This is a genomic window from Psychrobacillus soli, from assembly GCF_006861775.1.
Lineage (GTDB): Bacteria > Bacillota > Bacilli > Bacillales_A > Planococcaceae > Psychrobacillus > Psychrobacillus soli.
In genome coordinates this window covers 14,451-28,801 of sequence record NZ_VDGG01000051.1, presented here as the reverse complement: position 1 = coordinate 28,801, position 14,351 = coordinate 14,451, and the positions used below count along the sequence as shown (strand labels likewise).

General features: G+C 37.6%; 17 protein-coding genes. All 17 read left to right on the top strand.

All coding sequences use genetic code 11. From position 1 onward, the window contains the following. The first annotated feature begins 700 nt into the window (after positions 1-700). The 17 genes from flgB (at position 701) to fliY (ending at position 14,337) form a co-directional block, all read left to right on the top strand. Entirely contained in the window at positions 701-1,096 is a 396-nt protein-coding gene (gene flgB, locus FG383_RS17735; protein ID WP_142608733.1) for a flagellar basal body rod protein FlgB, read from the top strand. After that, positions 1,096-1,557, top strand: a complete 462-nt coding sequence (gene flgC, locus FG383_RS17730) for a flagellar basal body rod protein FlgC (RefSeq protein ID WP_142608732.1) — start codon at positions 1,096-1,098, stop codon at positions 1,555-1,557. Before flgB ends, flgC begins: the two co-directional genes overlap by 1 nt. 22 nt (positions 1,558-1,579) lie before the next feature. Beyond that, positions 1,580-1,885, top strand: a complete 306-nt coding sequence (fliE, locus tag FG383_RS17725; protein ID WP_142608731.1) for a flagellar hook-basal body complex protein FliE — start codon at positions 1,580-1,582, stop codon at positions 1,883-1,885. Positions 1,886-1,942: 57 nt separating this feature from the next. Then, on the top strand, positions 1,943-3,532 hold the full coding sequence (gene fliF / locus FG383_RS17720; RefSeq protein WP_142608730.1) for a flagellar basal-body MS-ring/collar protein FliF: 1,590 nt from the start codon (positions 1,943-1,945) through the stop codon (positions 3,530-3,532). Between the two features lie 128 nt (positions 3,533-3,660). Beyond that, the gene (gene fliG, locus FG383_RS17715) at positions 3,661-4,674 is read left to right on the top strand and encodes a flagellar motor switch protein FliG (RefSeq protein WP_142608729.1); all 1,014 of its coding nucleotides are present in this window, start codon (positions 3,661-3,663) and stop codon (positions 4,672-4,674) included. Then, the gene (fliH, locus tag FG383_RS17710; RefSeq protein WP_246097049.1) at positions 4,658-5,437 is read left to right on the top strand and encodes a flagellar assembly protein FliH; all 780 of its coding nucleotides are present in this window, start codon (positions 4,658-4,660) and stop codon (positions 5,435-5,437) included. Before fliG ends, fliH begins: the two co-directional genes overlap by 17 nt. Positions 5,438-5,442: 5 nt before the next feature. Beyond that, complete coding sequence (fliI, locus tag FG383_RS17705) at positions 5,443-6,765, top strand: flagellar protein export ATPase FliI (protein WP_142608727.1); 1,323 nt, start codon at positions 5,443-5,445, stop codon at positions 6,763-6,765. Position 6,766: 1 nt separating this feature from the next. Continuing rightward, on the top strand, positions 6,767-7,216 hold the full coding sequence (gene fliJ, locus FG383_RS17700) for a flagellar export protein FliJ (RefSeq protein ID WP_142608726.1): 450 nt from the start codon (positions 6,767-6,769) through the stop codon (positions 7,214-7,216). Positions 7,217-7,224: 8 nt separating this feature from the next. Then, on the top strand, positions 7,225-7,821 hold the full coding sequence (locus FG383_RS17695) for a MotE family protein (protein WP_142608725.1): 597 nt from the start codon (positions 7,225-7,227) through the stop codon (positions 7,819-7,821). Positions 7,822-7,854: 33 nt separating this feature from the next. Beyond that, positions 7,855-9,042, top strand: a complete 1,188-nt coding sequence (locus FG383_RS17690; protein ID WP_142608724.1) for a flagellar hook-length control protein FliK — start codon at positions 7,855-7,857, stop codon at positions 9,040-9,042. A gap of 12 nt (positions 9,043-9,054) precedes the next feature. Next, the gene (gene flgD, locus FG383_RS17685; protein ID WP_142608736.1) at positions 9,055-9,687 is read left to right on the top strand and encodes a flagellar hook assembly protein FlgD; all 633 of its coding nucleotides are present in this window, start codon (positions 9,055-9,057) and stop codon (positions 9,685-9,687) included. Positions 9,688-9,704: 17 nt separating this feature from the next. Then, complete coding sequence (locus FG383_RS17680; protein WP_142608723.1) at positions 9,705-10,085, top strand: TIGR02530 family flagellar biosynthesis protein; 381 nt, start codon at positions 9,705-9,707, stop codon at positions 10,083-10,085. An 84-nt stretch (positions 10,086-10,169) separates the two neighbouring features. Then, on the top strand, positions 10,170-11,459 hold the full coding sequence (locus tag FG383_RS17675) for a flagellar hook-basal body complex protein (protein ID WP_142608722.1): 1,290 nt from the start codon (positions 10,170-10,172) through the stop codon (positions 11,457-11,459). A 64-nt stretch (positions 11,460-11,523) separates the two neighbouring features. Beyond that, a complete protein-coding gene (locus tag FG383_RS17670; RefSeq protein ID WP_142608735.1) occupies positions 11,524-11,745 on the top strand; it encodes a flagellar FlbD family protein in 222 nt (73 codons plus the stop codon). Continuing rightward, complete coding sequence (gene fliL, locus FG383_RS17665) at positions 11,735-12,166, top strand: flagellar basal body-associated protein FliL (RefSeq protein WP_142608721.1); 432 nt, start codon at positions 11,735-11,737, stop codon at positions 12,164-12,166. Before FG383_RS17670 ends, fliL begins: the two co-directional genes overlap by 11 nt. A gap of 28 nt (positions 12,167-12,194) precedes the next feature. Then, positions 12,195-13,193 carry a flagellar motor switch protein FliM gene (fliM, locus tag FG383_RS17660; RefSeq protein WP_142608720.1) on the top strand — a complete coding sequence of 333 codons (999 nt, stop codon included), beginning with the start codon at positions 12,195-12,197 and terminating at the stop codon, positions 13,191-13,193. After that, complete coding sequence (gene fliY / locus FG383_RS17655; protein ID WP_142608734.1) at positions 13,186-14,337, top strand: flagellar motor switch phosphatase FliY; 1,152 nt, start codon at positions 13,186-13,188, stop codon at positions 14,335-14,337. Before fliM ends, fliY begins: the two co-directional genes overlap by 8 nt. Positions 14,338-14,351 lie beyond the last annotated feature (14 nt).

The following is a 14,351-nucleotide window of genomic DNA, read 5'->3' as shown; positions in this document are numbered from 1 at the left end:
CAAAGGGAATATTGTCTCGTTCAACCATTTATTTTTAATATTAGATTCTGATAAGCTAGTCTTTACCATAGATTCTCGAGGCAGGTGGCGACTCCTGCCGAGGCTAACAGGATGTTGGTCACGAAGGCGTTGCCACACGATGTGGTGCTCTTAGCCTTTGTTCCTCTCGGAGCTTAATGTGCCATTCCAACGCACGCGCAAGCGGCGGAAAGTGTCCATCCTGCAGCGGAAATCCCAGCGAACACTTTTTTCAGCTCACTCCGACGCAGTATCCCCATTTTACGAAGTAAATTTTCAGCAAACAGCTAAGATTAAAAAACGACATGAAGCGTTTATTTATAGCAAATTGTTTCAAGTGAAAATAGAAATTTTTTTATTGGAGAAGCGAGCGGAGAACTTCGGAAAACAACTGGAGGACAATAAAGTGAAATAGTGTTACTTTTCCGTCAATTATAATATTAAACTTTTGTGAAATTTGATGGTTTTTGATTGATTTTTAGAGGTAATCTATGCAAAAATTAACAATTGTATAGAATGGACAATAAAAAGTCGAATATTAGCGAAAAAAAGGAAAAAGGACCTATTAAATCGAACGGAATTGAATAGACACAATGTAACGTTTTCATTACAATTAGATTATTATGATTTTCCTAGATTCTTATTATAAAGAAACGAAGAGAAAGCAAATGAGGTGAAATGGTTGGGTATATTTGGTGGCACAATATCAAATTTGGAAAGAGGTTTGGATTTTTCTGCTGCGAAACAAAAAACAATTGCGCAAAATATAGCGAATGTTGACACGCCGAATTATAAAACGAAAAGTGTGAATTTTAACAAATTTTTAGCGACAGCAAAAAAAAATACTATATCTACTCATCGAACAGAAGAAAAACATATGAATTTTAGCATGCAAACTAGTGCTTCTGGAGTATATGACTATAAAAATTTCCGATATAGCAATAATGGCAATGGAGTCGACATGGATAAAGAACAAGCGAATCTCGCGACCAATCAGCTCTACTATAATGCACTTGTAGATCGTGTAAGTGGAAAATTGAATACATTACAAACAGTTATTAAAGGAGGAAGCAGATAATGTCCATTTTCCACGGGATGAACACAACGGCTTCCGCCTTAACAGCACAACGTCTTCGTATGGATGTTATATCCTCTAATATGGCAAATGTCGACACAACTCGCGCAAAACTTGTGGACGGTGAGTGGCAAGCGTATAGAAGGAAAACAGTTACACTACAACCGCAGGAAGGGAAATTTTCGAATTTCTTAAACGTGGCGATGGGATCAGCGAATAAGGATAGTTTAGGACATGGTGTAAAAGTAACTAAAATAAACGAAGATACAGAGACTCCGTTCAAATTAGTGTTTGACCCTACACATATTGATGCGAATGCAGAAGGATATGTAGAAATGCCTAATGTAGACCCTTTAAAAGAAATGGTTGACTTAATATCAGCCACACGCTCATATGAAGCGAATGTCACTGTTTTTAATGCAAACAAAGCAATGTTGTCGAAAGCATTAGAAATTGGAAAATAAAAGAAAGAAGGTCTGACCTGATATGGCGATTGAATCTGTTTCATTATTTAATCCTTCCCAAATAAATCCTGTCTCTACAACTTCCAAGGTGAGTTCCGCAGAAGCACAAGAAAAATTTGGTGATTTTTTGAAAGGCGCAATTGACTCTGTTAATGCAAATCAAAAAGCTTCTGATGTTGCAACAGAAAAATTAATTCGTGGAGAAAATATAGAATTGCATGATGTAATGATTGCTTCTCAAAAAGCGAGTATTACATTGAATGCGACTTTAGAAATTCGAAACAAGGTAATTGAAGCGTACCAAGAAATCATGCGAATGCCAGTTTAAACTCTCGGTTATCGCTAAATATCGAGCAAAAATATTCACCATAACCGGAGGATACTAATGAATGAACGTATAAAGAAAATAACCAATGATATATCCTTGTTTTGGAAAAGTCGAACGAAGACGCAAAAAGGGACAATGATAGGCAGCGTAGTAGCAGTGATTTTACTGGCAGCTATACTTACCTATTTCTTCACAAAAACAGAATTTGTTCCTCTTTACTCGGACGTTTCCCCTTCTGAAATAGGGCGCATAAAAGAAACATTAGATGCACAAGGAGTACCAAATGAGATTGCTGCAGGTGGAACTTCGATTTCTGTTCCAGCAGGTCAAGTAGATGCATTACTCGTACAACTAGCAGCAGAAGGTTTTCCGCAGTCAGGAATGATCGACTATAGCTTCTTTTCTCAAAATGCTGGTTTTGGTATGACAGATAACGAATTTAACGTTTTAAAATTAGCTTCTATGCAAACAGAATTAGCTAATTTGATAAAAGGTGTAAAAGGAATAAAAGACGCTCAAGTAATGATTACATTACCAGAAGAAAGCGTGTTTTTATCGCAAAGTAATGATGCAGCAAGTGCCGCCATTATATTAAATACAGAACCAGGATATCAGTTTACGGAATCTCAAATTACGTCTTTATACAATTTAGTTTCTAAATCCATTCCGAACTTATCCACAGAAAATATTACGATTCGAAATCAGTATTTAGAATATTTTGATATGGCGCAGGCAAATAACGGCGTAGGTGGAACAAGTGTAACGGATCAAATGACGATTAAAAAGACCATTGAACGCGATCTACAAAGACAAGTACAAACGATGTTAGGCACTTTAATGGGACAAGATAAAGTAGTCGTTTCCGTTACTACAGATATCGATTTCAAACAAGAAAATAGAGAAGAAAATTTAGTGCAACCTGTAGATGAAGAGAATATGGCTGGTATCGAAATTAGTGCGCAGCGTATTTCGGAAACATTCACTGGAAATAACCCAGTTGCAGGGGGGACACCGCAAGCAGAAGATGCCACAGATAACTTTACGAACTATGTAGAAGGTTCTACTGCTAATGGTGACTATGAAAGAACCGAAGATATGATCAATAGTGAAGTGAATCGAATCCGAAAAGAAATTGTCGAAAGTCCTTATAAAATTAGAGACATTGGTATTCAAGTAATGGTAGAACCACCAAATCCAGAAGATACTGCCTCTATGCCAGCTGGCGTGCAAGGAGATATCGAACAAATTCTTGCGACGATTATTCGAACTTCGATTGATAAAGAAGAAGTAGGAGAACTAACGGAAGACCAACTTCAAGAAAAAATTGTCGTATCTGTACAAGCATTTAACGGTAAATCTGCAGCGACTGCAGAAACTACCTCTACAATTCCATGGTGGATGTACGTAGTAGTAGGTATTTTACTAGCCGCGATTATTCTACTCGTAATTTTCTTCGTTCGATCTAGAAGAAAAGACGAGGAAGAACAAATTATTCTGGAAGAACAGCGAGAAGAATTGAAAATCGATGACATTAATGATGAAAAAGAAACGGAAGCTACTTTAAGACGAAAACAACTTGAAAAAATGGCAAAAGATAAGCCAGAAGATTTCGCGAAATTGTTACGTACTTGGATAGCAGAGGATTAACTTTATTCTGCAGATTAAAGTTAAAGCCTCCGGCGGATGTCACAGATTTTGAAGGGAGTTAATTGCGCTTGCGCAATCCAAAATCTGGACGCAATTACGTCGAGACGTAATTGATTGGGGGGACGGCTATGAATAAAAAAGAAAAAGAGCTTAGTGGTAAGCAAAAAGCCGCACTCTTATTGATATCTCTTGGACCTGAAGTGTCGGCTTCCATTTATAAACATTTAAATGAAGAAGAAATTGAGCGTTTAACATTAGAAATATCTAGTGTAAAAAAAGTAGAGCCAGATATTAAAGAAGATATTATTGAAGAATTTCACCATATTGCCTTGGCGCAAGATTATATTTCGCAAGGCGGTATCGGGTATGCGAAGACCGTTCTTGAAAAAGCACTTGGTTCTGAACATGCCCAGGCGATTATTAATCGACTAACATCATCACTACAAGTGCGACCGTTTGACTTTGCAAGAAGAGCTGAGCCGACGCAATTGTTTAATTTCATTCAAAATGAGCATCCACAAACAATTGCGCTGATTTTATCTTATTTAGAAGCACAGCAAGCGGGAATTATTCTATCTTCATTACCGCAAGAAATGCAGGCGGATATTGCAAAACGTATTGCGACGATGGATTCTACTTCACCTGAAGTAATAAGTGAAATTGAATCGGTATTAGAGCGGAAACTTTCTTCTACGGTTACTCAAGATTATACCGAAACTGGTGGAGTCGATGCGGTAGTCGAAGTGTTGAACGGAGTCGATCGTACAACCGAAAAAACGATTTTGGACGCGTTAGAAATTCAAGATCCAGAACTTGCAGAAGAGATCAAAAAACGAATGTTTGTTTTCGAAGATATTGTTACATTGGACAACCGATCGATTCAGCGTGTTATTCGTGATTGTGAAAATGAAGATTTACTTCTTTCGATGAAAGTATCGAGCGAAGAAGTAAAAGATGTAATTTTCCGGAATATGTCCACTCGTATGGCGGAAACATTTAAAGAAGAAATGGAATTTATGGGACCCGTTCGATTACGAGATGTGGAAGAAGCACAATCTCGTATCGTAACAGTTATTCGTAGATTAGAAGATGCAGGCGAAATCATTATTGCTCGTGGTGGAGGAGATGACATTATTGTCTAGGATTTTCCGAAACGTACAAGTAAGTGAAAACAGTGAAAAATTAAAACCAATTCAAATAAGAAATCTGCACGTACAAGAAGAATTAGATACCGAGCAACCTCTTTCTTTAGAAATTCTATTAAATGAAAGAGAAAAAATGGTACGAGAAGTAGAGCAAGAAATTGCACAAAAAAAAGCTGCATTAGCTCAGGAAATAGAAGAAACTAATCAATCGATTGTAAACGAACGAAAATCATGGGATGAACAGAAACTAGCATTTCAACAACAAGCATACGACGAAGGCTTCGCTCAAGGAGTCGAGGAAGGGCGACAAAAAGCCCTTTCCGATATGCAACATTCGATACAAAATGCGAATGAAACGATGCAAATAGCGCATGAAAATGCAGCAAGATATTTGCAACAGCAAGAACAAATTATATTAGAGCTTGGTCTGCGATCGGCTGAGCGAATAATAGGTACTAAACTGGAAGAAGATCCGAAAGTTTTTTTATCCATCGTGAAAAGAGCACTAAAAGAAGCAAGGGAAATGAAAGAAATTAAGTTATATGTTTCTCCAACTTATTTTGGATTAGTATCAAGCAATCGAGAAGAACTTGCTTCCTTGTTTCCAGTAGATGTGCCATTTATGTTATTCGTTGATGAAGATATGGACGCTGAAGATTGTTTTATCGAAACAAGTCACGGAAGAATAGTAGTCAGTATCGATGAACAACTACAAGAGTTAAGACAAAAACTAGTTAACATGCTAGAGAGCGCGGAGTGAATGTGATGAAAGCAGTCGATTTAATTCAGCAAATCCCGAGTGTACCTACCTTTAAAAAATATGGTCGTGTGAGTCGTGTGGTTGGATTAATGATTGAATCGCAAGGCCCTGAGAGCTCCATAGGGGATGTTTGTAAAATTCATATCAACTCTTCTAAAAACGGTCATTCTGTCATTCTTGCTGAAGTAGTTGGATTCAAAGAAGAAATAGTTGTCTTAATGCCTTACACAAATATTCGAGAAATCTCGACAGGCTGTTTGGTGGAAGGTACAAATAGTCCTTTAGAGATCAAAGTAGGTCCAGATTTAATAGGTAAAGTGCTCGATTCGATGGGGAACCCGATAGATGGAACTATGCTGCCAAAAGGTTTGATAACTGTTGGTACAGAACAAGACCCGCCAAACCCGCTTACACGACCACCAATTGACGAGCGTATTGAAGTGGGAGTAAAAGCGATTGATGGGATGCTAACAATCGGAAAAGGTCAAAGGGTCGGGATTTTTGCTGGATCTGGTGTCGGTAAAAGTACATTGCTAGGAATGATTGCAAGAAATACGAATGCAGACTTAAATGTCATCGCGCTTATAGGGGAACGTGGAAGAGAAGTGCGTGAATTTATCGAGCGAGATTTAGGAAAAGAAGGATTAGCAAGAACGATTGTTGTGGCAGCCACATCTGATCAACCAGCTTTAATGCGCATAAAAGGCGCTTTTACTGCTACAGCAATTGCCGAGTATTTCCGAGATAAAGGGCTCAATGTCATGCTAATGATGGACTCCGTTACTCGTGTTGCGATGGCTCAACGGGAAATTGGTTTGGCAGTTGGGGAACCACCTGCTACAAGAGGATATACGCCTTCTGTTTTCTCTATATTACCGAAACTATTAGAACGGACGGGTACGAATGAAAATGGAACAATCACCGCGTTTTATACCGTGCTAGTAGACGGTGATGATATGAACGAACCGATTGCAGACACCGTTCGAGGTATTTTAGATGGGCATATCGTACTCGACCGTTCTTTAGCAAACAAAGGACAGTATCCAGCGATCAATGTACTGAAAAGTATTAGCCGTTTGATGAATCATATTTCGGATGAAAAACATAAAAAAGCAGCCGAACGATTGCGGGATTTATATTTTACGTATAACAAATCAGAGGATTTGATCAATATTGGTGCTTATAAACGAGGTACTTCAAGAGAAATTGATGAAGCAATTCAATATGAGCCTTTAATCACAGCATTCTTAAAACAAGGCTATTTAGACAAAGTTACGCTCGCGTCGACTGTAGATGAATTAGTGAAATTAGCAGGTGGTGGTTCGTAAAATGGTTGCCTATCAATATAAATTTGCAAAAGTGCTAAACATTCGGGAGCAGGAAAAGTCAGAAACGGAAATCGCGTATAAAGAATCTGTGCATTCCTTTGAAAAAATAGCGACCGAATTATATGACCTATTAAAAAAGCAAGAAGATACAGTAGATGTGCAAAATGACCGGTTATCATCAGGATTGTCTATCGACCAAATGCATCATTATTCTAATTATATCGAAGGATTACAAAAAAGAATTGATCTTGTTCAAAAAGAAGTCATACAAGCGCGTTCTAAGATGAACTGGTTTGAAGAAAAACTAGTGGAAAAATCACTGGAAGTACGAAAGTTCGAAAAGATGAAAGAAAAAGACTTTGAACAATTCCGGCAAGAACAACAACGACTAGAAACGATACAGTTAGATGAGATTTCTTCTTTAAAGTTTCAAAACAAAGAGATTAGGTGAGTAAAAGCATGGCTAACCGGAACAAATCGAATAAAAGCATTCTACAAGAGAACAACAGTGCAAAAGGTATAAGCAAAATGAAAATGTTTTTTTATTGGTTTATCATTCCTTTGTTATTTGCTTTACTTCTCCTACTAATAATTGCTCAAACATTGAATGTGAATGTTTTTGAAAAAGCAAAAGAATTAACTGGTGTCGGACAAACAGAAGTAGTAACTGAAGACAGCAAAACAGATCGTTTAGAAGAACGAGTTGTTTCCCTTCAAGCAGAAATACAACAAAAAGAAGCTGAAATAAATCAATTACAAGTAGAAATCGAAAACTCTGCCAAATCAAATGAAGCGCTTTTAGTAGAACAGCAGCGTTTACTAGATGAGATAGAGACACTTCAAAGAGAAAAAACGAGCACAAAACAAGCGTACAGCGAAATTGTTTCTACGTTTGAAAAAATGTCTGCTAAAGCGGCAGCACCTGTCATTACGAAAATGAGTGACGCAGAAGCTTTACGCATACTAACTAGTTTAAAACCAGATACAGTAGCGAAAATTTATGAAAAAATGACGCCTGAAGATGCTGCAAAATATACGGAGCTTATGACAGAGTAATAATTTTTTTTCAAGAAAAGGAGGTGACAGGAAGTGAATATCGCGGCCGTTGTGAATATGGGGAATAATATCTCCGCACAACCAATTGGAAAACAAGCATCAGTTCAAAACAGTCAAGTTTTCGGAAATGTATTTGGTCAAATATTATCCAATCAGCATATACAACACCCAGTTGATGCTATGCCAAATATGCCTGAACAGGACCTAGTTCAAGACTTACTATCCATTCTTAATGCAACATCACTAGAAGAATTAGAAGAGTTAATCGGTTCGAAAGAGTTAGAAGTAAATCCACAACAGTTAAAAGAACTATTAAATGAACTACTTAGTGGGGAAACAGATACTACTATGGAAATGGAAGAGTCCAATGTATGGGACTTATTAGCAGGTATCCAACAGCAGGCAAGTAAGTTAACGGATGCAATAACCCTTTCGCTTAATGGTCAAGGAACCGCTACACCAGTAGAAGCAAAGCAAGCGGTACAATTACTAAAAATAGCACAACTAATTGGCAATAAATCAGATCTTACTTTAAAACAAGAGTCCACGCTTTTTGACTTGAAACAACTGCTTGAAAATGTCAAAGAAAGTACAACGGATGCAATTGTAAAAGTAAATCAAAAACCTGATGTTATGCAAGGGTTAAAACCAGTTATCCAACAAGTGGTCGTTCGACAAATTTCACCACTAATTCCGAGTGAAACAATGGTAGAAACGAAAGAAGTAACATCTAATGTACAAGGTCAGACATCTTCAATTGTTCTAACAAAAGTAGAAACAGTATCCATGACATTACCGACTGAAAAGTCTGCGCAATCAGAAGAATTTGTGAAAGAACTACAAAAACTGATGAATCGTGTACAGTTCGGTCAAACAAATGGGGCAAATCGATTAGTTATGAAACTGTATCCAGAGCAACTTGGAACAATTCGAATCGAATTAGTCCAAAAAGACGGTATTTTAACTGCGAAAATGTTGGCATCTACCGCACTCGGAAAAGAGATGTTAGATGCAAACTCTAATCATTTAAGACAAAGCTTAGGTAGCCAAAATATCCAACTAGATAAGCTAGAAATAACACAAGCCCTGCAAGATACAAATAGACAAGAAAGAAACCAATCTTTCCAAGAGTCATTTAAACAACAACAACAAGAACAAAGCAGCGAAAAGTCGGAAGAACAATCTTCATTCGAAGAATTTTTAAAGGAAATGGAGGTTTAAAAGGTGGCTAACATGAATCCAATAACAAGCAATATGTACTTGACCAATCAGAAAAAAGTAGAAAAACAAACAGGGAATAGTGCACTTGGAAAAGATGCGTTTTTAAAAATATTAATGGCGCAATTACAAAACCAAGATCCAACAAATCCAATGAAAGACACGGAGTTTATCGCACAAATGGCACAATTCTCTTCTTTAGAGCAAATGGCAAACTTAACAAAAGCATTTGAAGATTTTGCACAAGTTCAAGAACAATCGCAAATGATTGAATATAGTAACTTTGTAGGAAAAGAAGTGAAATGGCATGAGTTAACGGAAAAATTAGATGAAGCTGGCAAGCCTATTACAAATGAGGGTACAGGTCAAATTAATGCGATTAAATTCGTAAATGGCAATGTAGAATTTACACTTGCTGATGGTAAAGTCATTACACCTGGAAATATTTCAGAAGTATTATCTAGTGCCACAAGCGCAAATAGCTTAGTGGAAGCAAGTATGATGATTGGTAAAACAGTAAATTATGCGAGCGGTGAAACAGAAGGAACAGGACAAGTAGTCTCTGTCACGAAAAAAGATGGCTCCATTGTTTATAACTTAAGTGATAATACAACAATAACAGCCAATCAAATCAATTCAATCAGTTAATAGAACGGAGATAAGCAATGGATAACATTAAGATTAATCGTGTTCCACTGCAACCAGTAATCCGTCCAGCCTATACGACAAAACAAGTCACCACACCAAAACAATCATTTTTACAGCATTTACAGGATGCCACCGTAAAAACAGAGTTGAAAGTTAGTAAACATGCTAATCAACGGTTGATCGATAGAAATATTCACATCTCAGAGGCACAGTGGCAACTGATTAATGACAAAGTAGCAGAAGCACGTTCAAAAGGTGTAAAAGACTCTTTAGTATTGATGGATCAAGCAGCATTAATCGTCAGTGCAAAAAATGCGACAGTGATTACTGCAATGGACCGCACGGAAGCAAACAATCAATTATTTACAAATATCGACGGCACAATTGTGCTGAACTAGACTTTTATAGCAGGACCTTGTTAAGGATGCTATGTGCAGCCGACTGATTGAAGCTAGCACGCAAATTGAAGGGAGAACAAAAAAATGATTCGTTCTATGTACTCAGGTATTTCAGGCTTAAAAAACTTCCAAACAAAATTAGACGTGATTGGGAATAACATTTCCAATGTTAATACTTATGGCTTTAAAAAAGGGCGTACGATATTTAAGGATTTAATCTCACAAACAACAGCAGGGGCTTCAGCTGCAACAGCTACACGTGGTGGCGTTAATGCAAAACAAGTAGGTTTAGGTTCACAACTAGCTGCAATTGATACTATACATGCAGGCGGGGCATTACAATCAACTGGTAATACACTAGACCTAGGTATTTCAGGAGATGGCTTTTTTCAAGTTGCAGATTCTACTAATGCTAACCGTGATGGATTTGTTAATCCGTTATATACACGTGCGGGTAACTTCTATATGGACAACGAAGGTTATCTAGTAAATGGTGATGGGAAATTTTTAGTCGGTGGAGTTACTAAAGTAGATCCTACGGCCCTTACAGACGCACAAGCTTCAGCGGTAACAGCAGCAGGAACCGCTCAAGATAGAGCAGATGAAGCTAAAATTGCAGCAGATGCTTTAACTGCAACACTAGATCCTCTTAAAGCCGACGTAAAAACTGCAACAGATGATTTAGCGGCTGCTAAAGCTCTTAGTCCTGCTGACCCAGCAGCAGTAACGCAAGCAGAAGCGGATTTAAAACTAGCAGAAGATAACTTAAAGAATGCCATGGATCCTAACCATGCTGACGGTGCAGATGCTAAAGCTGCTCTTGATGCAGAAAAAGCTGCAACAGCTGCTGCTGAAGAACTAGCAGCAGCGAATGCGGCGGTAACTAACTTATCTTACCCGGATGCTTCTAGTGTACAGAGAAACTGGGAAGCAACTGGAAACCTTAATACTGGGGGGAGCTATTTACCAGATATGGCTCTTACTGTAGGTGGGGAATATAGACCAATAAAAATACCAACAGACGCACAAAGTATGAGTATTGGTCAAGATGGAACTGTAACATTTGTTGACGCGGAAGGAACATTACGTTGGGCAGGTCAACTTGTTTTAGCGAAATTTCCAAATGCAGGAGGTTTAGAGAAAGTTGGGGCAAACTATTTTAAAGATACATCAAACTCTGGTGAACCAATTCTTCAAACCGCAACTGAATCAGGTATGGGATCCATCAACTCAGGTTTCTTAGAAATGTCTAACGTCGATCTATCTGAAGAATTCACGGACATGATTGTAGCACAACGTGGGTTCCAAGCGAACACTCGTATTATTACAACTTCTGACTCCATTTTAGAAGAGCTTATTAACTTAAAACGTTAATCTATTAAACTACTAAATTTGTAAGGGAGGGTTGGGCCGCTCCTTCGTGGCCCGGCCCTTATATATGATTAACTTAACAAGATTAAACGGCAAAGAATTTTCGTTGAATGCTCTATACATAGAGACGGTGGAATCTTTTCCGGATACAACGATAACACTTACAAACGGTCATAAATATGTTGCGTTGGAATCCAGAGAGGAAGTACACGCTCAAATTTCTCGATTTTACAAGGAAATACATATATTGGCGAACCCCCATTTAAGAGGTGAAGAACATGAAGAGTAAAAATAAACTGCTAACTATTATGCTTATTATTTTAGTTTCCATCACTTTAGTAGGTGTCATCGCCTTACTTATTATTTTCCAGCTAAACAAAGGTGAGGAAGTTAAAGGCCAAACCATTGACGAAATTATTGAATCGTCGGTAGATATACCGGAAATTACAACTAATCTTGCAACAAACAAATTCATTCGTATTTCATTAAAAGTGCAAATGGATAGTCCAGAAGCTGGTGAAGAACTAACGAAACGCGATTTCCAAGTAAAAAATATTGTCATTACGGAGCTTTCTGAAATGACCCCTGAGGATTTAGAAGGGAAGCAAGGAAAAACGATGTTTCAAGCAACGTTGAAAACGAAAATTGATGAGTTAATGGATGATGGAGAAGTGCAGCAAGTTTATATTACTTCTTATATCATTCAATAAAGTAATATTGTGAATGGAGGTGGGCAGATTGGCAGGAGATATATTATCTCAATCGGAAATAGATGCGTTGTTAAGTGCTCTTTCAACTGGCGAAATGACAGCAGATGAGATGAAAAGTGAGCAAGAAGCTAGAAAAGTTAGAGTATATGACTTTAAGCGAGCGCTTCGTTTTTCAAAAGATCAAATTCGTAGTTTAACACGAATCCATGAAAATTTTGCTCGTTTATTAACAACCTTTTTTTCTGCCCAATTAAGATCGTACGTACAAATTTCCGTCGTATCCGTGGATCAAATTCCGTTCGAAGAATTTATTCGTTCGGTACCACATATGACGCTTATCAATGTGTTTGAAGTTCCCCCACTAGAAGGAAATATTCTCATGGAGATAAATCCTAATATCGCTTACACGATGCTAGATCTACTAATGGGTGGTAGGGGAGAAACTCATACAAAAACAGATAACTTAACAGAGATTGAAACGAAAATTATGACGAACTTATTTGAGCGTTCGTTTGATAATCTGAGAGAGGCTTGGGCTAATATTGCGGATATTGATCCGATACTTACAGAGCTTGAAGTGAATCCACAATTTTTACAAATGATTTCTCCAAATGAAACAGTTGTTGTTATTTCGTTTAATACGATTATTGGGGAAACTAGTGGAATGATTAATATTTGTATACCACATGTCGTTTTAGAACCAATCGTGCCAAACTTATCGGTGCGATATTGGATGCAAACGAATAAAAAAGAAGTATCTCCTGAGCAGTTAAAAGTACTTGAAAAACGGGTGAAATCAGCTGAGATTCCAATAGTGGCCGAAATAGGCTCTACGGATATTTCGATTGAAGACTTGTTGTACTTACAATTAGGAGATGTTATTCAGTTAAATGCAAAAATAGATAATCCTTTAACGATTAAAGTTGGGGATATACCTAAGTTTAAAGCACAACCAGGTAAACTAAAAAATCGAATGGCTGTTCAAGTCATCGAAACTTTGAAAGGAGGAGAGGATGATGATGAGTGATGATATGCTCTCCCAAGAAGAAATTGAGGCCCTCCTTAGAGGAACAACATTGGAAGAAGAAAAAAGTAATCAAGATACAAAAGAGATTAATGTGGCAGATTATTTAGATGATTTTGCACAAGATACACTCGGGGAGATTGGAAATATTTCTTTCGGTAGTTCGGCTACGGCATTGTCTGCTCTTTTAGGTCAGAAAGTAGAAATAACGACTCCAAATATTAGCATGATTAATCGTTCCAAACTGAAAGAGGAATTCCCACATCCATATGTAGCAGTCCAAGTTCATTATACAGCTGGACTCACTGGGATGAATCTTCTTGTGATTAAACAATCAGATGCAGCAATTATTGCAGATTTAATGCTTGGCGGCGATGGGATTGATCCAAAACCAGAGCTTAGTGAAATTCAATTAAGTGCAGTGCAAGAAGCGATGAATCAAATGATGGGCTCTGCAGCGACTTCGATGTCGACAGTATTTAATAAAAAAGTAGATATTTCTCCACCTTCTATCGATTTAATGAATTTATTAGTAGATGAAGGTACGGATGCTATACCGAATGATGAAATGCTAATAAAAGTATCATTCCGTTTAAAGATTGGGGAATTAATTGATTCGAATATTATGCAATTACTTCCGCTTCAATTCGGATTAGATTTAGTGAAATCGCTAATGGGAGAAGACAACGAGCAAGAAGCGGCTGCAACGATTATGGAAGAACGTGTAGACGTAACTCCGACTCCAACTCATGTGGCACCGGTGCAACAACCAGTCCAACAGCAAGCACCAATGCAATTTAGTCAACCGCGTCCTACTGCACCACAAGTAGAAGTGCAACAAGCACAATTTGCTAGTTTTGAAGCACCAAGTCTATCACAAAGTGAATCGAGAAATTTAAATTTACTACTTGATATACCACTGCAAGTAACAGTAGAATTAGGACGTACTAAACGAACAGTGAAAGATATATTAGAACTGACAAGTGGTTCTATTATTGAACTGGACAAATTAGCTGGAGAACCAGTTGATATTTTAGTAAACAATAGACATATTGCTAAAGGGGAAGTCGTTGTAATCGATGAAAACTTCGGAGTTCGAATTACCGATATTCTAAGCCAAGCAGATCGTATTAACAATTTAAAATAAGTACTGGGGGAGAC